Below are 22,387 nucleotides of genomic sequence, written 5' to 3'. Positions count from 1 at the left end.
CACCTGGCACGGGGCCGCCGTCGTCTTTTGGCGCCTTGTGGTCTTCAAGAAACATTGGCCACCAGAGCGGGTTTTCGGCGTTCTATCCATTCGGGTGCGCCCCCATGGCAACCCACAGGTCCTATGACTCCCATGACTCCCATGGATCCATGGGACTTATGGGACCTCTAGGACTTATGGGAAGCCACCAGAGCGGACTTCCGGCGTTTCACCCATTCGGCTGCGCCCCGCGCAATCCTGGCTGGCATGCCCCTTGCTTCGGAGGGGGGCAAAGGCCGGCAGCCCCTGCTGCTGGCCAATTCCCCCGTAAGGAGCCTGGCGTGGAGACCTCAAGCCTTTCCCTGTTTCTCATGACGCTGCCGGCGGCCGAGCCGGGCCAGAATCCGGCCCCTGACCCGGGCGGCAGCTCTTTTGCGGCGGTGCTGCAAGGCCTGTTGCCGGCGGCAGGGGAGGGCGGCGGCCTGGCCGCCGGCACCGGAGGCCAGGAAGAGGCGCCGGCCGGTGCCGCCTGGCCCCAGGAAGGAGACGAGGGGCCGAGCCCGGACCCGGAGCAGGCGGCCCTGGCCGCCGCTCTGGCCGGGGGCCCGGTGCTGCCAGCGGTGCTGCCGGAGGCGTTGGCCGCCGGAGCCGCGGCGGCCGGGACCATCCGGTCAGCCCTGCCGGGGGCCGAGCCGGCCGATCCCGCGGCCCCTGGGACGCCGGCGCTCCCGGCCTGGCTTCCCCCGGGGCTTCCGGAGCAGGAGCGCCAGGGCCAGCCCGGTGTCGCCGCAACCGTTTCAGGATCCGAGCCGGGATCTGCGGCCGTGGCGGCCGAGACCACCGCCACCGTCCCGGCCGCTGGCTCCTCGAAGAGCAAGGCGACACCTGGCCAGCCGGCTGTTCCCGGCTTTCTGGCCGGGCTCAGCGACGAGATGGCCGACCTGGTGGCCCATTTCCGGGAGCAGCTTCTGGCCGGCGAGGCCGACTGGCTGCTGCCCCCCGGTCAGGCCGCGGCGGCCGGCGACGGCGCGGCCTGGGGCCTCGGGCTGGCGCAACGGCAGGTGGCGCTGCAACAGCTGGCCGCGCGGCTGCCGGCCGGCAGCCCGCTGGCAGAGCCGCTCCTGGCCCTCACCGCCCGGCTGCTGCCGCCCCAGGCGCAAGCCGCTGGCAGCGGGGTCGACCTGCCCAGCCTGGTGGGGGTGACGCCCGGCAGCCCGGAGCAGGGCGCCGCGGCCCCGGCCCCCCTCCCGGCGGCAGCGGCTGAAACCCCGCCGCCGGCCGCGCTCCCCGCGGCGGCCCTTGCCGGCAGCGGCCTGGTGGATGCCATCGTCGGGCAGTTTGTGCAGCAGCTGGACGCCGCCCAGCCAAGTCCCGGGGTCTGGACCGTGAAGATCCAGGACCAGGCCCTGGTGACGCAGCTGGCCCAGGATGCCGGGCTGCCCGCCGCCGCGGCCCAGGCCCTGGCCGCCCGGCTGACCGCGGCGGGCGGCCGCCTGCCGGTGGCGAAGCTTTTGGCCGGACTGCGGCAGGCCCTGGCCGTCCATGGGCCGGAGCGGCCGGTGCTGGGACTGGAGGCCGAGCTGCCCCTTCTGGAAGGCATCCTGCAGCGGCTGGGGGTCGAGGCGCCGGCCCTGGCCGAGCTGGCCCAGGAGGCCAGCCTGGGGGACGGCCATGTGGACCTCCTGCGCTGGAGCCGGGGCCTGGCACCGCTTCTGGCCGAGGTGGCCAGGCGAGAGCAGCCGGCCGCGGATCCGGCACTGCCGCCCCAGCCCGGTGCCCCGGAGACGGCCGGCCCAGCCCCCTTGACCCTCAGCCGGGGCGAGACGGCGGCCCTGGTGGAGGTCCTGGAGCGCCTGGGCATGCCCGCCGGTCAAGGCCGGCTGCTCATGCCGGAGACCGTGACCGGCGAGCCTATGGCCCTGGACGGCACCCGGCTGGACGCCCTGGTGCGCTCGGCCCTGGCCGCGGCGGACAGCGTCCGGCCCCAGGCCGATCCCCAGGCCGTGGTGGCGGATCTGGCGGTGCTGGCTGCCGGCACCGAGCTCGATCCCCTGGCCCCCAGTTGGCGGCCCCTGGTGCAGGAGACCCGGCAGGCGGTCCTCGACACGGTCCAGGAGCTGGCCACCGGCGAGTCGGCCCAGCGTTCCGCCACCGCGCCTCCGGGCCAGCCGGGACCCGCCACCGCGCCGGTGCCGGCGGCAGGGACGCCCCCGGACAGCCCCACCCCTCCGCCAGCCCAAGGCAAGTCCCTGCCACCTGCGACCGCTGCGGCAGCAGCCGACCAGCCGGCCGCGATTCTGCAAGACTCTGCCGATCCCGCCATCGAGCCTCGGCCGCGGCCGGCCGCCCCCACCGCCGTGGCCGTGGACAGTGGCGAGGCCCCGGCCCAGCCGGCAAGCCCGGAGCCCCAGCCCGGTCCAGCGGCCGAGGCGGCCCGGCCGGCCACGCCCCGCACCGCCTTGGCCCTGGCCCAGGTGGAGCGGGTGGCCGAGCAGATCAGAAGCGGTCTGGCCCGGGCCATCCACGGCCAGGAGCACCGGCTGGTCCTGAAGCTGGTGCCGGCGGAGCTGGGGGAGGTGCGCATCGACGTCGCGGTGCAGGACGACCATGTCCGCATCGCCTTCGGCCTCGAGAGCACCCGGGTGAAAGAGATCATCGACGCCAGCCTGGGCCAGTTCAAGGAGCATCTCGCCCAGCAGGGCCTGGTGCTGGACGAGTGCACCGCCTTCGTCAGCCAGGACCAGGGCAAGGCGGCCGGCGACAGGCTGCCCGGCCGCCGGCCGAAGCGGGCCGGCCGCGCCCGGGCCGCTGCCGCGGAGCCGGTCCCGCCCCAACCTTTGCGACCCTATGGCCAGAAGTCCGGGGCCATCTCGGTTCTGGTCTAGCCGCCGGACGAGGAGAGCGCCATGAACATCAGCAACGCCGCCACCACCACCGCTGCCAGCTCAAGCTCCGGCACTAGCCGCAAGCAGGTCCTGGGGCAGCAGGATTTCCTGAAGCTCTTCATCGCCCAGATCCAGTACCAGGATCCCTTGAAGCCCATGGACACTTACGAGATGGCGGCGCAGATGGCCAACTTCACCAACATCGAGTCCCTGCAGAGCATCGACCGGACCTTGAAAGACCTCAAGACCTACCAGACCTCCCAGAACAACCTGCAGCTCCTCTCCCTCCTGGACGCCACCGTGCAGGCGGAAGGCAGCCTTCTGGCCGTCTACCAGGGCGAGGTCCAGCCCACGGAGATCATCCTGGAGGAGGGGACGGATTCGTGCGTGGTGGAGATCCGGGACGCTGCCGGCGGCATGGTCCGCTCCCTGGATCTGGGGCCGCTCCCCGCCGGCCGGCACCAGCTGGCCTGGGATGGCAAGGACGGCGCAGGCCGGGAGCTGCCGGATGGCCCCTACACGTATCAGGTGCAGGCCAGAGACGGCGTTGGCCTGCCGGTGGCAGCGCAAGCCAGCATCACCGGCCGGGTGACCGGCCTGGAATTCGCGGAGGACGGGGCGCGCCTGACGGTGGACGGCGCCATCCCCCTGGCTGCCAGCGAGATCATCAAGGTTATGTGACCGGCACGGTCTTTCATCAATCCCATGCATCCCAGTATTCCCATCACTCCCATTTCTCCCCAAGCCCTCGTGCGGAGGTAAGCCATGGCCATCACCAGCTCCCTGTACAGCAGCATCAGCGGTCTCAACGTCATGGGCGAGGCCATGAGCGTGATCGGTGACAACGTTGCCAACGTCAACACCGTGGCCTTCAAGAGCAGCCGCTCCACCTTCCAGGACGTCCTCGCCCAGACGGTGGCCACGGCCAGCGGCGCCTCCCAGGTGGGCCGCGGCGTGACCCTGTCCACCATCGACGGCCTCTTCTCCCAGGGCTCCTTCGAGACCTCCTCCCAGCCCACCGACATGGGCATCGGCGGCCAGGGCTTCTTCATCCTCCGGGAGCCGGGCAGCGCCGACAACCTGGTGTTCAGCCGGGCCGGCGAGTTCCGCTTCGATGCCGAGGGCAACCTCATCAACTCCTCCGGCTACTTTATCCAGGGCTGGGCCATCGATTCCACCACCGAGCAGCGGTCCGGCACCCGGGACGACATCACCATCGGCAAGAGCACCCAGCCGGTGGCCACCGACGCCGTGGAGGTGATCGTCAATCTGGATGCCCGGCTCAACAACGAGGACAACGAGATCCGGCTGTTCGACGCCTGGGACGGCCGCCGGGCCGCCGCCGCCTCGCCAACCCCGCCCATTGACCCCACCAACTACGAGTACACCAGCGCCATCAAGGTCTACGACGAGCAGGGCGACAGCCACGACCTCACCATCTACTTCGATCGCACCACCGAGGACAACCAGTGGGAGTTCCTGGTCACCTGCGAGCCCAGCGAGGACCATCGCCAGCTCACCGCCGAGGAAAGCGTCATCTTCGACGGCGCCACCGAGCTGGACTATGTCCTGCACAAGGGCGCCGGCGCCCTCCTCTATGGCGTGATCGACTTCACCACCTCCGGCGACATCGACACCATCGCTGCCTACAACGTGCCGGCGGACGCGGTGGTGGACCCGGCCCTCAATGACAACCGCGTCGCCCTCGCCGCCTCGGACAGCTATTTCCAGTTCCCAGCCAACTTCACCGGCGCTGATGACAATCTGTCCGTGGAGCTGTCCTTCGGCGCCACCTTCAGCGGCTCGGCCACCGCGCAAGCCCAGATCCTGGTCTCGGACGGCGGCGGCTTCGCCGACTCCAACGGCACCACCTATCTCACCGAGGAGACCTTGTGGGGCTCGGTCTACGATCGGAACGGCAACCGCATGCGCCAGGGCGACACCTTCATATTGGAAGGCTACGACCGGGATGGCTTGCAGGTCACCCCTCTGGTCTATGTCGTGGATGCCAGCACAAAGGTGTCCGACTTCCTGACCCAGATCGACAACACCTTCGGCTGCATCTCCTCCATCGACACCCAGGGGCGTTTGCGGATCGCCGACGCCACCGGTGGCGACTCCGGCATGTACGTCACCTCCTTTGCCACCATAACCGCCAACGATGCCACGCCCTTCGGCAGCCGGCGGACAGTGACCGGCAACTGGTCCATCAGCGACAGCGGCGCCACCCTGAACGGCACCACCCCCATCACCACCGCCACCACCCTGCTCACCGACATGCGGGACAGCACCAATTCTCCGGTAGAGGCGAATGACACCTTTGCCTTTACGGGCACCGCCATCGACGGCAACCCCGTGACCGACACCTTCACGGTGGGGCTGGACAATGACGCCGACGGCACCAACGATACCACCATCCAGGACCTCCTGGACTGGCTGGCCGATCTTTATGCCGATGGCGCTGTGGACGGCAGCGCCGCCGGCGTCACCACCGTCTTGGACAGCAATGGTCAGATCCGGATCATTGACGAAACCAACAGCGGCAATCTTGCCGTCAGCCTGGTGTTTACAGACATCAGTGGCGGTGGCACCTCCAGCCCCTTCGGCGATTTCAGCCTCCAGAACTCGGTGGACACCGACATCAACATCACCACCTCCAAACAGAAGATCTTCTCCCGGGGCCAGGCCTTCAGCACCAACTCCGGGGCGCCGCCGGTGATCACCCCCATCACCCAGCTCAGCGAGGTCTACGATGTCAATAGCCTCTCGCTCCGGGACGGCGACCAGATCATCTTCACCGGTACCATGGGCGATGGCACGCCGGTGAATGCCGAGAGCTTCATTGTGGTCAACGCCTCCACCCAGACCGTGCAGGACCTCCTGGACCGGGTAGAAGAGATTTTTAACTGCAATGCCGAGATCGATCAGGCCGGCCGGCTGGTGCTCACCGACCGGGTGGCGGACACCGCGACCCGATCCAGCCAGCTGGCCATCGGCTCCATCACGTACCAGAATGCTTCGGGGCTGGGCCCGGGGGCTGCGCCGGGCGGGGATCCCGCCCTGTCCCAGATCTTCGGCGCCGACGGCTTGGACTTTGCCACCATCCTGGCGGACATCGGCTACGAGGACGGCAGCCGCCAGGGGGATGTGGTCTACACCTCCTTCGAGAGCGCGGCCCTGACCACCACCCAGTTCGCCAATTCCTCCACCACCATCTTCCAGGACCAGGACGGCTTTGCCGCCGGCTTCCTGCAGTCGGTGTCCGTGGATACCAAGGGCGTCATTACCGGCCACTACTCCAACGGCCAGGTGCTCAAGAAGGCCCAGGTCACCCTGGCCTCCTTCAACAATATTGCCGGCCTCTTCAAGCAGGGCGGCAACACCTTCATCGAGACCACCGAGTCCGGGCCGCCCACCGAGGGCCCGCCAGGGGAGAACGGCCTGGGCTCCATCTCCCCCAACTCCCTGGAGCAGTCCAACGTCGACCTGGGCGCCGAGTTCGTGCGGATGATCACCGTCCAGCGCGGCTTTCAGGCCAACGCCCGGGTGATCACCACCACCGACGAGATGATCACCGAGCTCATCCAGCTCAAGCGGTAGACACCGCTGATGCCGGCGAGCCATAACGGCAACACGCCTCCCGGTCCCGCGTCCGTGTCGTAGGGGCAGCCCCCCGTGGCTGCCCCTACAGTTGAGGTGCCGTTCCGGGTGCGATTCCCTGCGGTGCGCCCAACGCTTACCACTCTATAAACCTGCCCCCAGGCCCTGGCCGTGTCCTGCCGCGCAGGAATGGTTCCTGCCCGAAGGGACGCGGCCTTCCGGGAAGCCGGCTCACAGTCCCTCTGCATGATCATTGCGGCAGTAAGCCATCCGGGCATGGCCCCCTCCTGGCCGGCTGCCGTGGCTCAGCCCCCCTCCACCTGCCATCCTCTCCTGCCGGCGTCAGGCCCTCCCGGTCATTCCTGCTAACTGTTTGTTGTGGTGTTGTTTTCTGTAACATGGCCCGGCCATGGCACGGCTTGTGCTTTGAGCTTTGATACCGGTTCCTTGTCCAGCGAACGGATCTCGCGGCAAGGCGATACCGGTGCGGGCACGGCACGGGGGTCGACAGGCCGGCCAGGCGGCCGGCCGTTGGCGAGGTGCTGTGCCAAGGCAGACGAGCACAATGGCGGGGAGGTGGTGCCTGGGATGCGCCCCGGGGGCCGCGGCAACAACCACCTGGAAAAGGAGAGATGCCATGAGAAAAAGAAAGATGAGGAAGGCCGTGAACGGGGCACCGGGCAGGGGCTGGGTTTTGCTCTTGACCGCAGTCGCTGCCTGGTGCTGGTCCGCCAGCGCGGAAGCGGCCCGTTTCCGGCTTGATGTCGTGGACGAGAACGGCAGCCCGGTCTCCGGCTTCAAGTGGCTGCTGCAGGAGGACGTCACCTATTCCTCCACCCCGGGGGTCCGGGATCCCAACAGCCTGGCCCTGGGCTTTCACAAGAGCAACATCCCGCTGGCCCGGGCCGGCACCGGCCAGGGCCTGACCGGCAGCGCCACCGGCTCCAGCGTCGTCATCAACAACGTGCCGGGCACTGCCGCAAGCCCCAGGCGCTATTTCGTCTCTGTCCTGCCCCACGCCGGTCACGCCATGAGCGGGGCGCCGGTCGTGATCGACGAGACCGGGCTGCAGAGCGAGTCGGTGCAGGTGGTCGTCCATTCCCACCCGATTCCCACCGCCCAGATCTCGATCTTTCTCTTCGAGGACAACTACTCCCTGAACGGCGCCCCGGATCTGCCCGTCGAGCGGGGCCTGGGCGGCCCGGCCCATCCCTTTTCCGTGATCCTGGAGGAGCCCGGCGGCCAGTACGGGATGGCGGGCGGTCCGGTGCGGCAGGATGCCTTCGGCAACCCTTTGGGCACCGGCTACAACGCCGACGGCACGGCCATGACGGACGCCGATGGCCGCTTCCTGCGGGAGGACGGCACCGTCGCCGACGGCAGCCTTTATCCCAATGCCGGCGGGGTGCTGGTGGTCAAGAACCTGGCCCCTGGCAAGTACGGCATCGTCGTATCCCCGCCTGCCGGCCAGGGCTGGATCCAGACATCGACCATCGAGGGCACGCCGGTCATCGATGCCTGGGTGAAGGCCAACGAGCCGTCCTTCTTCCAGGAGCTCGGCCCCCCCGGCCACCACGTGTTCGTGGGCTTTGTCAAGGCCTTCGACTGCTTTGCCAACCCCACCGATCCCAACTGCCTGGACCCCAACGGCCTGCCCCTGGTCACCCCCGGCGCCCCGGGCACGACCCTGGCGGGCCAGGTGGTCAACGACCATCTGTCGCGACCGCCGGACTATACCTTCTACAACGGCGACCCCATGTCGGCCTGCCGCATCGGCATCAACCAGGGCGCGGCCGGCGGCCAGGCGATCTATTCCGGGGCCTGCGACGCCAACAGCGGCTTTGCCATCAACAACATGCCGCCCGGCAGCTACCAGCTGGTGGTCTTTGACGACAACCTGGACATCGTCATCGCCACCCTGGGGGTGACGGTCAAGGCCGACGGCACCTGCAACACCTTCGACGGCGACTGCGACCTGGGCGAGGTGCCGGTGTTCAACTGGTTCGCCAAGCTCGAGACCTCGGTCTTCTTTGATACGGATCAGGACGGGTTCCACGACGCCAACGAGGGCAACCTGGGCGCCGATCAGGCGGCGGTCAATCTCCGCTGGCGGGACGGCCGCATCTACCAGTCTATGCCCATCGATGGCGAGGGCGCGGCACCCTTCGAAGAGGTCTTCCCCTTCTTCCACTGGCTGGTGGGCGAGGTGAGCTTCACCAACCTCAAGGCCACCGGTGCCACCTTCACCGTGGACGCCGGCGGCCCGGTGGCCCTGGGCCAGGCCCTGAACCCCCAGCCCCAGACCTGCACCGCCGAGGACGTGGCGGCCGGCACCGACGGCTGCGCCGGGGTGGGGGCACCGCGGATCAACCCCAACACCGGCGACAACCTCTCCCGCACCGAGCAGGGGCCGGTCCTCACCCAGGCCTTCCAGGGCTTCCTGGGCCAGACCAGTGTCATGGAGTTCGGCAAGGCCGCCTACACCGGTACCGAGAACGGCGGCATCACCGGTATCGTCTTCTACGCCACCACCCGGGCCGAGGAGGACCCCCGCAATGCGGTGGGCGAGCCCTGGGAGCCGGGCATCCCCCGGGTCCAGGTCAACCTCTACCAGGATGCCGACATGAACGGCCAGATCGATGATGTGAGCGGCAGCGGCACCATCGAGCTGGCGGACGTGGACAACTACCCGTTCCACCGGACCGGCCGGCGGTTTCCCCAGGCGGAAGACCTGGACCGCAACGGCAACAGCGTCTTCGATCTGGGCGACGCCCTGCGCACCACGGTGACCGACAGCTGGGACGATGCGGTGCCTACCGGCTGCCAGGGTGACACCTTTGTCTTCGACGGCCAGCCCAAGGACTGCTTCGACGGCCTCCGGAATTTCAACCAGCTGCGGGGCGGCGTCTTCGATGGCGGCTATGCCTTCGGCCTGGACGGCGATCCCTTGGCCCCCGGCGTCTACATCGTCGAAACAGTGCCGCCGCCGGGGTTCAAGCTCGTCAAGGAGGAGGACAAGAACGTCGACTTCGGCGACGAGTACACCCCCAGCCTCCTCCTGCTGCCGGCGGTCTGCGCCGGCGACCTCCGGGATGTGCCCCCGTACCTGAGCTTTGCCACCGCCAACAGCGACGGCCATCTGCCCCTTCTGCCAGGAGCGGATCCGGCAGCAAGCGCCGCGCCCTTTGCCGGCGACCAGGTCCCCGGCTCCGGGGACGAGCGGCCGTTGTGCGACCGGCGCCAGGTGCGCCTGGCGGCCCGGCAGAATGCCGCGGCCGACTTCTTCCTCTTCACTGACGTGCCCATCGCGGCCCACGTGGTGGGGGGCATCCTGAACGACCTTTCGAACGAGTTCGATCCCAACTCGCCGAACTTCGGCGAGAAGTATGCGCCACCCTGGCTGCCGGTCTCCTTCCGGGACTGGACCGGCCGGGAGATCACCCGGGTCTACGCCGACGAGTGGGGCAAGTTCAACGCCGTGCTGCCCTCCACCTACTCGGTCAACCTGCCCATGCCCTCCGGCGTGTCGCCCAACATGCTCACTGCATGCATGAACGACGCCGGCCCGGTCGCCAACCCGGCCTACCACCCGGTGGACAACCCCAACGTGCCGCAGACGGTGCTGGATCCGCACTTCAACCCGCACTACAGCCAGTTCTGCTACACCTTCCAGTACATGCCCGGTGCCACCACCTATCTCGATACCCCGGTGCTGCCGGTGGCGGCCTTTGCCGGCCCGGGCGAGCATCTGGACTGCGCCCTGCCGGACGCCACCCCCTGGGTGGCCGAGGTCACCGCCGAAGGCAGCGTGCTCAACCCGGGCGGCGGCCCGTACGCGGCAGTGGGCGACACCATCGCCATCCGCTCCGCGGGTCTCATGCAGGTGCCGGATCCGGCCAGTCCCCTCGCCGGGGCCACGGTGCAGCGGGACTACCGGTTCGGGGATCTGGCAGGCTCGGTCACCATCGGCGGCACGCCGCTGGTCATCAGCCAGTGGACGACAGATCTCATCCGGGCCACCATCCCGGACGGGACGGCAACCGGCCAGCTCCTGGTCACGAGCAGCGCCGGTGCAACCTCACCCATCGGCGTCACCGTCACGGTGGGCGACATCAGCCCCCGGGGCGTGCACCATGTCAGCCCCAGCCTCGCGGCCGGTGCCCATCCCTTGCAGGATGCCATCGACAACGCCCAGCCAGGGGACCTCATCCTGGTCGCCCCGGGCAGCTACGACGAGCTGGTGATCATGTGGCAGCCGGTGCAGCTGCAAGGCTGGGGCGCCCTGGGCACCACCATCAACGCCCGCAAGGTGCCGGCGGAGAAGACCCAGGCCTGGCGGGACAAGATCACCTTCCTCCAGGCCGCCAACCTCATCTCCATCGTCCCCGGCCAGGAGGTCGGCGCTGTCAACCAGGCCGACAACGAGCCCCTGATGTTCCCCACCGAGGATGCCGGCATCCTGGTGGTTGGCAAGGACACCGGCAACTTCGGCCCGGATCCCCGCGCCCGCATCGATGGCCTCACCGTCACCGGCAGCGATTCCGGCGGCGGCATCACCGTCAATGGCTATGCCAAGGATCTGGAGATCAGCAACACCCGCCTGACCGGCAACTACGGCGTCTATGGCGGCGGCCTCCGGGTTGGCCATCCGACCCTCACCACCGAGGTGAACGGCGTCCTGATCCACAGCGACAGCGACAACGACAACCTTACGGCGCACCACAACCTCATCACCATGAACGGGGGCATGAACGGCGCCGGCGGCGGCATCTCCCTCTACACCGGCACCACCGGCTACCGGGTCACCGAGAACTTCGTCTGCGGCAACTTCTCCAACGGTGACGGCGGCGGCATCGGCCACCTGGGCTTAAGCGACGGCGGCGTCATCGCCCGCAACACCATCGCCTTCAACCAGAACTTCAACCAGGGCACCACCGTCAACGGCGGTGGCCTCTTCATCGGCGGCAAGCCGGGCCTGGCCGGCCCCGGCTCCCTGTCCGATGGCGCCGGCAGCTTCCTGGTGGAGGCCAACCGCATCCAGGGCAACAACGCCGGCGCCGGTGACGGCGGCGGCATCGCCCTGGCCTTTGTCAACGGCACCGACGTGGCGGCCGCCCCCACCCGGCCGGCAAGCTGGTATCGCGGCCAGCTCTACGACAACATCATCGTCAACAACGTGGCTGGCTACGCGGCCGGCGGTCTCTCCATCCAGGATGCCCTCTATGTGGACATCCTCAACAACACCATCGCCAACAACGACAGCACCGCCACGGTGGGCGCTGCCTTTTCACCCAACGATCCCAACCTCACCATTCCCCAGCCGGCGGGTGTGGTCTCCCGCCAGCACATCACCCTGACCGGGGTGCCGGATCCGGGCCTCCCGACCCGGTGGACCCTGGACTTCTCCCGGCCAGCTCTCATGAACAACATCATCTTCCATAACCGCTCCTTCTCCTGGCAGACGGTGCAGGACAACGACCCCAATACGCCGCCCTTCCAGCTGGTCCCCCAGATCCAGCCGGACGGCTCCGGCGCCCAGTACTGGGATCTCGGGATCCTGGGCACCACAGGCCGGCTCAACCCCAGGAACTGCTTCCTGACCGACAAGACCGGTAACAGCAGCCCCAGTCTGGGCAACCTGGACGAGGTGCGGGACGGCCTCAACCCCATGTTCCTGGCCGAGTATGTCAACATCGGCCGGCGGCTGACCATCCAGATGCCGGAGACGACCGTGAACATCCTCACCTCGGCGGCGGCTGACGAGGGCGGCAACTTCATCGACGTCCGCTACGGCCCCCTGACCCTGGCCGGCGACTACCACATCGGCCCGGCCTCGCCGGCGATCAACGCGGCGGACACGGCCCGGGTCAACAGCATCGCCGCCCTGGCCGACGACTTCGACGGCCAGCCCCGGCCAGACGGCGTCTCCGGCCTGGCCGACATCGGTGCCGACGAGGTCCAACCCTGAAACGGCAAGCCAGCGCGGCCGCCTGCCGGCACCCTGCGGCAGGCGGCCTCTGACCAAGGAGGCAGCATATGACAACGAGACGATCCAAAAGGACGGCGGCAGCAGCCCTCCTGTTCCTGGCCGCTGCCGTGCCATCCTGGGCTGCGGTTCTTGTCCAGTGTCCCGGTGATGTGGACGGCGACGCCATCCCGGACCCGATCATCCCGGCCGGCTATCCCAACGCCGGCCAGCCCAACCCCGAATACCGGCAGGACGTGGGCTGCAAGCACCTGGGGGCCGGCGACGGCTTCGTCCACATGGGCGACGGTACCCTGCAGTACATGTTCGGCTTCTCCGATCTCACCGGCATTCCCGAGGCAGAGGCCCTGGCCGCCGGCCGGCTGGCCTCCGAGTGGACCGGGCCCACCATCGTTCAGGAGGAGGGCACCGAGTACTACCTCACCCTGACCAACGTCGGCATGCCCATGCGGCCGGATCTCTTCGACCCCCATTCCGTGCACTACCACGGCTTTCCGCAGACCGCCAACGTCTTCGACGGCCTGCCGGAAAGCGGCATGACCATCAACATGGGGGCGAGCCTCACCTACTACTACCAGATCGTGGACCCCGGCACCTACCTGTACCACTGCCACGTGGAGGCCACCGAGCATATGCAGATGGGCATGATCGGCAACCTCTACGTCACCCCCCGGCAGAACCGTCTGCCCAGCGGCACCAATCTGAACGGCTTCATCCACAAGACCGGCTTCAAGTACGCCTACAACGACGGCGACGGCTCGACCTTCTACGACGTGGAGGTGCCGATCCAGCTGGTCGGGTTTGATCAGAACTTCCATGACCAGCACATCGCTGTCCAGCCTCTGCCCTTTGCGGACATGCGGGACACCTTCTTCATGATCAACGGCCGCGGCTATCCGGATACCGTCAACCCGGGGCCGCTCCTGCCGCCGCCTCCCGAGACCGGCCTGCCGGCAGACCACTCGGTGCAGCCGGTGTCCGCGGCCATCACCGCCACCAGGGGGCAGCGGATCCTGCTCCGGATGTCCAACGTTGCGGTTACCACCGTCAACACCGTGTCGGTCCTGGGCATCCCCATGCGGGTGGTGGGCAAGGACGCCAAGCTCCTGCGGGCGGCTGACGGCACCGACCTCTCCTACGAGACCACGTCCGTCACCATGGGCGGCGGCGAAACGTTTGACGTCATCCTGGATACCGCCCAGGTGGCAGCCGGCACCTATTTTCTCTACGCGACCAATTATCAGTATCTCAGCAACAACAAGGACGATTACGGCGGCATGATGACCGAGATCGTCGTCAACAACTGAGGAGGCCCGGCCATGAGACATGTTTGCGCAGGAGTCGCACGACACGGCACCATCCTGGCGGTGGCGCTCCTCTTCGGCCTTCTGGCCGAGGCAACAGCCGCCATCGACGGGGTGACCGGCGCCAGCCCCAATCCCCAGTTCACCTTCACGGCCCGGGCCGACTACCTGAGCACCGCCGAGGGCGGCAGCTACCTCTTCTGGGGCTATGCCCTGGATGGCGGCCGGGCCCAGTATCCGGGGCCGACGCTCATCCTCAACCAGGGCGACACGGTCACCATCACCTTGCACAACACCCTGGACGAGCCGGTGTCCCTGGTGTTTCCCGGCCAGACCGGGGTGGTGGCCACGGGCGGAGCGCCGGGCCCCCTGGCCGTCGAGGCGCCGGTGGGCGGCAGCGTCGCCTACACCTTCACCGCCAGCCAGCCGGGGACCTACATCTACCAGAGCGGCTCCCATCCGGAGCTGCAGCTGGAAATGGGCCTCTTCGGGGTCATCGTCGTGCGGCCGGCCACAAGCCCGAAGCAGGCGTACAACCATCCCGACACCCGCTTCGACCACGAGTATCTCTTCCTGCTCACCGGGATTGATCCCACGGTTCACGACTACGTGGCCTTCGGGGTCCAACAATTGATCGACAACACCGCGCACCGTCCCGTCTACTGGCTCATCAACGGCCGGACGGCGCCGGACGATCTGTCGCCGGCGGGCGCCGCCTGGCTGCCGACCCAGCCCTACAACTGCCTGCCCATGATGCACCCGGGCGAGCGGCTGCTCATGCGGGTGGTGAACCTGGGCCGGGAGATCCATCCCCTCCACCACCACGGTAACCACGCCCGGATCATCGCCCGGGACGGCCGGATGCTGGCCAGCACCCCGGGCAGTGGTCCGGATCTCGGCACCGAAGGGTTTACCATCCTCAGCATTCCCGGCCAGACGGTGGACGCCATCTTCCAGTGGACCGGCAAGGACATGGGCTGGGACATCTACGGCAGCTCCCTGACAGATCCTGCCCTGGCCCACACCTGCAGCTCGGTCACCTGTCCGGACGCCAACAACGACGGGCGCGACGACGGCACCGGCGAGGCCTGCTACGACGACACCACCCACGAGTACTGCCCGGATCACGACAAGCCCATTCCGGTGCTGCTGCCGGAGAAGCAGGACGTGACCTTCGGGGCCTGGTGGAGCGGCAGCCCCTACCTGGGCCAACTGGGGGGCCTGCCGCCCGGGGAGGGTGGTCTCAACCCCTTCGGCGCCTTCAACTTCATGTGGCACTCCCACACCGAGAAGGAGCTGACCAACAACAACATCTTTCCGGGCGGCATGCTGACCATCCTGTACATCCTGCCCCCGAACGTGCCGGTTCCCTGACGAGGTTGCGAAAAGGAGGACAGAATGAGACAGAAAAGGATTGTCAGCGCAGCGCGGCGCCTGGGCCTGTTGGCCGCGGCATGGTCGCTGGCCTTGGCCGCCACCCCGGCCCTGGCCGCCGACTACTACCTGTGCGCCCAGGAATTCGTCAACGCCATGCCGGACAGCGTTTCCATCACCATGTGGGGGTTTGCCAGCGACGACGACAACGACCTTGCCAACGGCTGCGGCACCGGGCAGCCCGCTGTCCCGGGTCCGCTGCTGTCGGTAGCCCCCGGCGACCCGGTGCTCAACATCCACCTGCGCAATGAGCTGGCAGCGGAGCCGGTCTCCATCGTCATTCCCGGCCAGACGGCGGCCATGACGCCGGTCTTCTTCACCGACGACCAGGGCCGCCGGCGGGTGCATTCCTTCACCCAGGAGACCCCGGAAAACGGCGCCGGCGTCGTCACCTACACCTTTGGCAGCCTGGCGCAGCCCTTCCGGCCGGGCAGCTTCGTCTACCACAGCGGCACCCATCCCCAGGTCCAGGTGCAGATGGGTCTTTATGGCAGTGCGGTCAAGGACGCGGCGCCGGGGGAGATCTACCCGGGTGTGCCCTACGATGCCCAGGTGAGCCTTTTCTACAGCGAGATCGACCCGGCCCTGCACGAGGCGGTGGCGAATGGCACCTACGGCACCCCGCCCATGACCAGCACCATCGACTACCGGCCGGGCTATTTCCTGGTCAACGGCGAGCCGCAGCAGGCCGGCACCGCCCCGCTGGCGGCGGGCTTTGCCGGCGGCCGCACCCTCATCCGCTTCTTCAACATGGGGCTCCTCAACCACGTGCCCCTGCTGCAGGGCGGCCATCTGCAGCTGGTGGCCGAAAACGGCAGCCCGTATCCCTTTCCCCAGGAGGCCTATTCCCTGCTCCTGCCGGCCAGCGGCACCCGGGACGCCATCTTCGTGCCAACGGCCACCGGCGATTATCCGGTGTATGACCGGATGCTGAGCCTGACCAACAGCACCGGTGCCACCGGCGGCCTGCTGTCCGTTCTGAGCGTCGCTGGCGCTCCGCCCACCGACTCGGTCACCATCCTCCGGACCCGCTATGATGTGGCCACCGATGAGCTCCGGGTGTGGGCCAACTCCACGGCCGCCCCGGACGCGATCCTGACCCTGCCCGACCACGGCGGCGCGGTTATGGACAAGTTTCCCAACAACCCCAACTTCAAGTACCGGGAGTATGTGCCCGGCGTGGGCGGCAATCCGGGCACCGTGACCGTCAATTCCGACCGTGGTGGCTCGGATACCCGGCCGGTGGAGTACACAGCGCCGCCGGTGGCCGCAGGGGACGCCTTTGCCGCCGGCGAGGGGGCGCAGGTGATCGTTCCTGCTGCCGGGGTGCTGGCCAACGACAGCCGGGGCGGCTGGTGGGCCAGCGCCACCGTGCTGGTGGCGCAGCTGGCGTCCGGCCCCTCCAGCGGCACCGTCGCCCTGGCTGCGGACGGCGGCTTCACCTACACCCACGATGGCAGTGAAACGGTGGTGGACAGCTTCTCCTACCGGGCCGTGGCCGTGAACAGCAACAACAACCGGGTGCAGGCGGTAAGCCAGCCGGCCACGGTCATCATCACCATCACCCCGGGCAACGATGCCCCGGTGGTGGTCGCGCCCCTGGCAGATGCCCAGGGCAGTGAAGGGGCCTGGCTCGAGAAGAGCGTTGCCGCCTCCTTCGCCGATCCGGAAGGGCAGGCCCTGTTCTTCTCCATGACCGGACCACCGGCGGGCAGCGGGCTGGCAATCGATGCCGCTACCGGCCTGATCAGCGGTATCCTCACCGCTGCCGACGCGGCCGCCTCCCCGTACCCCATCGCCGTGCGGGCCACCGATCCGGTGGCTGCCTTTGTGGAGGATTCCTTCCTGCTCACGGTGCAAGGCTTTTCGAACAGTGCGCCGGTGGTGGGGGACGACTATGCCCTGACCACGGTGGCCGCGCCGGTCCTGATCAACATCCTGGCCAACGACACCGACGATGGCCAGCCGGTCGTGGCCGCCAACGTCACGGCCAGCGTCCTCGGCCTGCCTCTCCGGGATGCCGGCGGACAGATCGTGACCGAGAAGGGCACCGACGGCGTGCTCTACCCGGTCAAGATCACCAAGAAGGGCGGCCAGGCCGTCTACCGTGGTGACGGCACGGTGCGCTACACCCCGGCCACCACCTTCGTGGGCTCGGATGTCTTCAAATACGTGCTCACCGATCACGACCCGGTGGCGCCGCTGACCTCGCAGCGGGCCACGGTGCGGGTATCGGTGGTGCCCTGACGCCAAACCCAAACGCCTGGCCGCACAAGGGTGCGGCCAGGCCCCGACCGAATGTCGAATATCGAGCACGGAATGTCCAACCGCCAAAAGGACCGGCAGAACTGATCTGAAACGTCCATCGCCGGTCCCGCCCTGTTGGATATTCTGCGGGTTGTCTTTGCGGGCCGCCTGCGCGGCCATCCGAGGGTGCCGTGGGACAACAGAGCCGAGTCATCGAGCTTCTTCTTGGAGAGTGGACCGGCCGGTGGCGAAGGCTGCTGGCCGGCTCGTTGTGGTGGCTGGGGGCGGCGGCCCTTCTGGTTGCCGGCTGCAGCGCCAGTCTGGACCAGGCCGCGCCGCCGCTGGTGGCCAGCCAGGCGTCCGGGGCGGCCCTGGCGGCGGACCAGGAAGGCTGGGAGGACCGGCTGGCCGCCCGGTGGGGGGTGAAGATCGAAAGCCTCCGGCTGTCCGGGGCCGGCAACGTGCTCGATTTCCGGTTCCGCGTTCTCGAGCCGGACAAGGCCGCCCCTCTTCTGGATCGCGAATTCACCGCCTCCTTGACCGACGAGAAGCGGGGCACCGTGGTCGGGGTGCCCAGCTCCCCCAAGGTGGGCCCCCTGCGGCAAACCACCCGCGGCGGCCAGCCGGAAGCCGATCGGGTCTACTTTGTCATGTTCTCGAACCCGTACCGGCTGATCAAGGCAGGCGATCCGGTCACCGTGGTCATCGGCGACTTCCGCCTGGAGCATCTGTCCGTGGAGTAGGAGGCCGGCATGAAACGTTCCCGCGCCACCTTTGCCGGAGCGCCGCTGGCCTTCTTCGCCCTGGCCTTCGGCCTGCTCCTGCCACCGGCCGCCCTGGCCGGCCGGCCAGCGGCCCGGATCGACCCGCCGCTGGCAGCAGCTATCGCCCGGGTGGCGCCGGGCACCACGGTGCCGGTCATCGTCACCATGGCCGGCCAGGTGGACTTGTCCCTGTTCAACGTTCAGGAGGACCGCCGCCGGCGCCGGGCTCGGCTCATCAAGGCGCTGCGCGACAAGGCCGCTTCCGATCAGGCCGGGGTACGGCGCCTTCTGGCAGCCAGCAAGGTGGCCGAAGCCCGCGGGCTGTGGATCATCAACAGCCTGGCCGCCGCGGTTCCCGCGGCCATGGTGGACGACCTGGCGCAGCTGCCCGGGGTTGGCGCCGTGCGTCTGGACCAGAGCCTGCCGACGCCGACGCCGGCTCCGGTTCCAGACACCGGGGGGGGCGCAGGCTGGAACCTGGCGGCGGTGGGCGCCCCCTGGCTGTGGCAGCAGGGCTTCTTCGGCCAGGGGGTGGTGGTGGCGACCCTGGACAGCGGCGTCGACCGCTTCCACCCCGATCTGGCCGCCCGATGGCGAGGCGGGACCAACAGCTGGCTCGACCCCTACGGTGAGAACCCGTTGCCCCGCGACCTCATCGGCCACGGCACCCAGGTCATGGGACTCATCGCCGGTGGCGATGCCAGTGGCCAGGCCATCGGCATGGCGCCGGGCGCCCAGTGGATGGCGGCCAAGATCTTCAACAACGCGGGCCTGGCCTTCCTGAGCGCCATCCACGCTGCCTTCCAGTGGACGCTGGATCCGGATGGCGATGCCGAGACTGATGACGCGCCGGATATCGTCAACAACTCCTGGGGGTTGACGGCCGCCTTTGGCCCATGCAGCATGGAATTCGAGCCGGACATCCGGGCGTTGCGGGCCGCGGATATCGCGGTGGTCTTTGCCGCCGGCAACGACGGTCCCCTGGCCGGCAGCATCCGCAGCCCGGCGGACAATCCCGGCAGCACCGCCGTGGGCGCCGTGGACCAGGATCTGGTGCTGGACCTGGCCAGCAGCCGGGGGCCAGCGGCCTGTGGCAGCTCCATCCAGCCCCGGCTGGTGGCGCCAGGGGCCGGCGTTCTTACCACCGACCTCACCTTCGGCGGCCTCATCCCGGACGCCTATGTGGAGGTCCATGGCACCTCCTTTGCCGCCCCGCACCTGGCCGGCGGCCTGGCCCTCCTGCGCAGCGCCCTGCCCAGCCTGGCCATGGCCACGCTGGAGGCCATCCTGCTGAAGACCGCCCAGGACCTGGGCCCGCCAGGCCCGGATCAGGGCTATGGCTACGGCCTCCTGGATGTGGCCGCCGCCTATGATCTTTTGGCCGGCGGCGCGCCCCGTCCAGCGGATCAGGACCTGGACGGTCATCCCGCCAGCCTTGATTGTGACGATCGGGATGCGGCGGTCCACCCCGGTGCCGCGGAGATCCGGCGGGATGGCATCGATCAGGACTGCAACGGCTTTGATCTCACCATCGAGGTGCTCCGGGCGGACTACGAGGCAGCCTCCGATCGGCTGGCGGTGCTGGCCGAGAGTGAGCGGGCGGACGAGGCCGGCCTGCGGCTGCTGGTCTTCCTGGACAACGGCCGCGCCCTGGAGCGGGCCATGAGCTGGAATGCGGCCCGGGGCCGCTGGCAGCGGGCTCTGACCGGTCTGGCCGGCAAGCTGGGGGCGCGTCCGGTGTCGGTCATGGTGGCCGGGGCCGAGGGATGGGTGGAAAGCGGGGTGCGCCTGGTTGGCGAGTAAATAGAGCAAGGGAGGCTTCTATGCCAGCGACGATGATGCGGCTCGTGGGGGGATTCCTGCTGCTGTCCATCCTGGTGCCGCCGTTGTCTGTGCACGGGGCGCAAGAGGCGCGCTACAAGCGCAGCGAGGAGCGGTACTCGATTCCGGACGTGACGCTCATCACCCAGGACCGGCGCCGGGTCAACCTGCGGGACTTCATCCTCAGCTCCGACAAGCCGGTGCTGCTCGATTTCATCTACGGCACCTGCACCACCATCTGTCCCGTGCTGTCCGCCGGCTTCGTCAACATGCAGCGGAGGATCAACGGCGGGGCCCAGGCGGTGCGGCTGGTCAGCATCTCCATCGATCCCGAGCACGATACCCCGGAGGTCATGGCCGAATACCTGGGCCGTTACGGCGCCAAGCCAGGCTGGGACTTTTTCACCGGCAGCCGGGAGGACATCGACAAGGTGATGCGGGCCTTCGATGCCTATGTCATCAACAAGATGAGCCACTACCCGATCACCTTTCTCCGTAAGCCAGGGGATGAGGGCTGGGTTCGGATCCATGGCCTCATCAGCACGGCCGAGCTTATGAAGGAGTACCAGGCCCTCATGGGCCAGTGACCGGCAGGGCACCCGGCCTCATCCAGGAAAGGACTCGACATGAAGCGCATCGCGATCCTTGTGGGCGTGCTCCTGGCCATCGCTACCCAGGTGGCCTCCTGGGCCGACGAGGCGGCGCCCTTGCGGAGCGTCACCGCCGAGATGGCCGCCAGATACGGCGAGATGATCTACCGGCAGGGGGTGCTGCCCAGCGGCGAGCCGGTCATGGCGGTGGTTCAGGAAGACATCCCGGTGGATGGCCGGATGTTCACCTGCGTCCATTGCCATCAGCGCTCCGGTCTGGGCTCCCTGGAAGGCACGGTCATCACCCCGCGCACCAACGGCCTGGACCTCTTCCGGCCGTGGCGCCGGACCGGCGCCTGGCGGCAGCCCGAGGACGAAGCGGCGCGGGTGAGCGGCCGCCAGGCTCTGCCGCCCCAGTACCGGGTCGCCGATCATCGGCCGGCCTACACCCTGGAGACCCTGGCCGAGGCCATCGAGCTGGGCGCCCACCCAACCGGCCGGGAGCTCAATCCGGTCATGCCCCGGTATCTGCTCGGCCAGCGGGATATGGGCTACCTCCTGGAGTACCTCAAGACCCTCTCCTCCGAGCCGGCGCCCGGGGTGGATGACACCACCCTGCGCTTCGCCACCGTGGTCACGGAGGGCGTGCCGCCGGCGGAGCGGGAGGCGATGCTGGCGGTGCTCCAGGCCCTGGTGGCGGACCACAACCGCCAGTCCCGGCATCAGGGCGAGCTGGCCGATAAGGGCCCCTTCTTCATGAGCGAGCACAACGCCTCCTTCCGCCTCTATAGCCTCGACGTCTGGGAGCTTTCCGGCGAGCCGGCCACCTGGCCGCAGCAGCTGGCGGCCTACGATGAGGCCCGGCCGGTCTTTGCCCTCCTGGGCGGCATGGCGGCCGGGGACTGGGCACCGATCCACGAGTTTTGCGAGCGGAGGAGAATCCCGTGCCTCTTTCCCCTGACCGAGCGGCCGAAGATCACGAAGACGGACTGGTACACCCTGTACTTTTCCAAGGGCTTCTACCAGGAGGGCGAGGCCGCGGCGCGGCATCTCATCCGGGACCAGGGCGAGGGGGTGCAGGTGGTCCAGATCTACCGGCAGGGGGCAGACGGGGAGCGGACCGCCGCTGGCTTCGAGGCGGCGTGGCAGGAGGTCGGCCGGCCGGCGCCGGAGAGGGTGATCCTCGGTGCCGCCGAGCCGGCGGCCCCGGCCCTGGAGCGCCTGCTCAGCCGGCAGGAGCGGCCGCAGCAGGTGCTCTACTGGCTGGGCCGGGATGACCTGGCCGGCCTGGGCGTCCTCGCAGGCGCGGCCGGATCCCCGGTGCAGGTGCTGGTGTCCGGCGGCCTGGCTGGAGAGGACTTCTCCGCCGTCCCCCCAGCGGTGTGGCCCGCTCTTCTCATCACCTATCCCTACGAGCTGCCGGCGGATCGGGGCCGCAAGGCCATGGCGGTGGCGAACTGGCTCAAGGTGCGCAAGATTCCCCCCATGAGCCCGGTCATCCAGGCCAGGATGTATTTCCTGGGCGGGATCCTGGCGGAGGCCGTGGGCTGCATGCGCAGCGACTTCTACCGGGACTATTTCCTGGAAGGCATCGACATGATGGTGGATCAGACCGCCACCATCGCGGTCTACCCCCGGTTGAGCTTCGGACCCGGCCAGCGCTATGCGTCCAAGGGCTGCTACATCGTTCGGCTGGCCGCCGGCTCCCCCCCGCAGCTGGTGCGGGCCAGCGACTGGATCACCTACTGAAGCCGCGGGCAGCGACCAGTCCCTGCTG

At 68.6% G+C, this 22,387-nt stretch carries 11 protein-coding genes; all 11 read left to right on the top strand.

Going from position 1 to position 22,387, the window contains the following annotated elements; all coding sequences use genetic code 11:
- Positions 1-320: 320 nt before the first annotated feature.
- Positions 321-2,864, top strand: a complete 2,544-nt coding sequence (locus AB1634_05380; protein ID MEW6218954.1) for a flagellar hook-length control protein FliK — start codon at positions 321-323, stop codon at positions 2,862-2,864.
- 21 nt (positions 2,865-2,885) lie between these two features.
- Positions 2,886-3,545 (top strand): flagellar hook capping FlgD N-terminal domain-containing protein, encoded by a 660-nt coding sequence (locus AB1634_05375; protein MEW6218953.1) that lies wholly within the window; start codon positions 2,886-2,888, stop codon positions 3,543-3,545.
- A gap of 84 nt (positions 3,546-3,629) precedes the next feature.
- Positions 3,630-6,464 carry a flagellar hook-basal body complex protein gene (locus AB1634_05370; protein ID MEW6218952.1) on the top strand — a complete coding sequence of 945 codons (2,835 nt, stop codon included), beginning with the start codon at positions 3,630-3,632 and terminating at the stop codon, positions 6,462-6,464.
- 637 nt (positions 6,465-7,101) lie between these two features.
- The gene (locus AB1634_05365; protein ID MEW6218951.1) at positions 7,102-12,432 is read left to right on the top strand and encodes a hypothetical protein; all 5,331 of its coding nucleotides are present in this window, start codon (positions 7,102-7,104) and stop codon (positions 12,430-12,432) included.
- Positions 12,433-12,500: 68 nt separating this feature from the next.
- Entirely contained in the window at positions 12,501-13,757 is a 1,257-nt protein-coding gene (locus tag AB1634_05360; protein ID MEW6218950.1) for a multicopper oxidase domain-containing protein, read from the top strand.
- A gap of 12 nt (positions 13,758-13,769) precedes the next feature.
- Positions 13,770-15,128 (top strand): multicopper oxidase domain-containing protein, encoded by a 1,359-nt coding sequence (locus AB1634_05355; GenBank protein MEW6218949.1) that lies wholly within the window; start codon positions 13,770-13,772, stop codon positions 15,126-15,128.
- Positions 15,129-15,152: 24 nt separating this feature from the next.
- Positions 15,153-17,435, top strand: a complete 2,283-nt coding sequence (locus AB1634_05350; protein MEW6218948.1) for an Ig-like domain-containing protein — start codon at positions 15,153-15,155, stop codon at positions 17,433-17,435.
- Between the two features lie 191 nt (positions 17,436-17,626).
- Positions 17,627-18,178: a hypothetical protein gene (locus tag AB1634_05345; GenBank protein MEW6218947.1), complete on the top strand. Its 552-nt coding sequence runs from the start codon at positions 17,627-17,629 to the stop codon at positions 18,176-18,178.
- Between the two features lie 9 nt (positions 18,179-18,187).
- Positions 18,188-20,002, top strand: a complete 1,815-nt coding sequence (locus AB1634_05340; protein MEW6218946.1) for a S8 family serine peptidase — start codon at positions 18,188-18,190, stop codon at positions 20,000-20,002.
- A 20-nt stretch (positions 20,003-20,022) separates the two neighbouring features.
- Entirely contained in the window at positions 20,023-20,607 is a 585-nt protein-coding gene (locus tag AB1634_05335) for an SCO family protein (GenBank protein ID MEW6218945.1), read from the top strand.
- Positions 20,608-20,646: 39 nt separating this feature from the next.
- The gene (locus AB1634_05330) at positions 20,647-22,359 is read left to right on the top strand and encodes an ABC transporter substrate-binding protein (GenBank protein ID MEW6218944.1); all 1,713 of its coding nucleotides are present in this window, start codon (positions 20,647-20,649) and stop codon (positions 22,357-22,359) included.
- Positions 22,360-22,387 lie beyond the last annotated feature (28 nt).

It is taken from the genome of Thermodesulfobacteriota bacterium (genome assembly GCA_040755095.1).
Lineage (GTDB): Bacteria > Desulfobacterota > Desulfobulbia > Desulfobulbales > JBFMBH01 > JBFMBH01.
Note: the sequence above shows the minus strand (reverse complement) of the source record. Positions and strands in the feature narration are given on the sequence as shown.

Excerpts from the sequence above, each read along its gene's own strand:
- AB1634_05375 (MEW6218953.1), top strand. The coding sequence starts at position 2,886 with ATGAACATCAGCAACGCCGCCACCACCACCGCTGCCAGCTCAAGCTCC.
- AB1634_05370 (MEW6218952.1), top strand. The coding sequence starts at position 3,630 with ATGGCCATCACCAGCTCCCTGTACAGCAGCATCAGCGGTCTCAACGTC.
- AB1634_05365 (MEW6218951.1), top strand. The coding sequence starts at position 7,102 with ATGAGAAAAAGAAAGATGAGGAAGGCCGTGAACGGGGCACCGGGCAGG.
- AB1634_05360 (MEW6218950.1), top strand. The coding sequence starts at position 12,501 with ATGACAACGAGACGATCCAAAAGGACGGCGGCAGCAGCCCTCCTGTTC.
- AB1634_05355 (MEW6218949.1), top strand. The coding sequence starts at position 13,770 with ATGAGACATGTTTGCGCAGGAGTCGCACGACACGGCACCATCCTGGCG.
- AB1634_05350 (MEW6218948.1), top strand. The coding sequence starts at position 15,153 with ATGAGACAGAAAAGGATTGTCAGCGCAGCGCGGCGCCTGGGCCTGTTG.
- AB1634_05340 (MEW6218946.1), top strand. The coding sequence starts at position 18,188 with ATGAAACGTTCCCGCGCCACCTTTGCCGGAGCGCCGCTGGCCTTCTTC.
- AB1634_05335 (MEW6218945.1), top strand. The coding sequence starts at position 20,023 with ATGCCAGCGACGATGATGCGGCTCGTGGGGGGATTCCTGCTGCTGTCC.
- AB1634_05330 (MEW6218944.1), top strand. The coding sequence starts at position 20,647 with ATGAAGCGCATCGCGATCCTTGTGGGCGTGCTCCTGGCCATCGCTACC.